Annotated in this window: 1 protein-coding gene; it reads left to right on the top strand. The window is 44.1% G+C overall.

The genetic code is table 11. The features are described 5' to 3' along the window. Nucleotides 1–15: 15 nt before the first annotated feature. On the top strand, nt 16–1,045 hold a 1,030-nt coding region (locus A3761_RS10790), incomplete at its 3' end, for a GspE/PulE family protein (RefSeq protein ID WP_197473013.1).

Raw genomic sequence — 1,045 nt, 5'->3', positions numbered from 1 at the left:
GATGTTCTAAAGGATATGCCCAGCACCAGCTTGAGCAATAGCTGGGAAGCTCAACAAGCTATAAAGCTCGCATCAGATAAACCAACCGTTAAGCTAATACATAATTTGATCGCCGATGCGGTAACCCGCAGAGCATCAGACATACATATCAGGCCCAAAGAAAAAAGCGTTGATATTCTCTACCGTATTGATGGCAGTCTGCTAAAAATACGCAACTTTGATATTAAAATGTTGCCTGCCGCTGTTGCCCGTATCAAGATTATCTCAGGAATGAATATCGCTGAGCATCGTTTGCCTCAAGATGGTCGGACCAAAATCACTAGCAAAGATAAATCGATTGATTTGCGCGTATCGATCATGCCGACTATTCATGGAGAAAGCGTAGTAATCCGTCTCCTCGATACTTCGACCAGTATCAATAATATCGATGCCATAGGATTCAATGAAAAAGACTCGGAACTGTTTACCCAACTCGTTAACAAAAGCAGTGGCCTGATTTTAGTGACCGGCCCTACTGGCTCCGGAAAAAGCACCACACTTTATGCGGCACTCGAATCCATCAAACAACGTGAAATCAATATCATCACCGTTGAAGATCCGGTTGAATTCCATATCGATGATATTCTGCAAATCCAGGTCAACAATGCCATAGATTATAGCTTTGCACGTGCACTCAAAAATATTCTTCGCCACGACCCAGACGCCATTATGATCGGTGAAATACGAGATGAAGAAACAGCTAAAATGGCAGTAGAAAGCTCACTTACAGGGCATTTGGTGTTATCAACCTTACATACCAACAGTGCCGCTTCGACCATTACCCGTCTACTTGAAATCGGCGTACAAGCCTATCTCCTAAATGCAACGCTACTAGCGGTACTGGCTCAAAGACTTGTTAAACGGAATTGTCCTCACTGCCTGGAAGAAGAGCAGGTATCCCCTATTGTACGGAAAGCTTTGGGTCTGAGTGAGGATGAAGTATTCTATCAGGGCGCTGGTTGTGATAACTGCCATATGACAGGCCATAAAGGCCGTGTTGCAGTAT

The sequence above is a fragment of the Oleiphilus sp. HI0123 genome, assembly GCF_001635315.1.
Note: the sequence above shows the minus strand (reverse complement) of the source record. Positions and strands in the feature narration are given on the sequence as shown.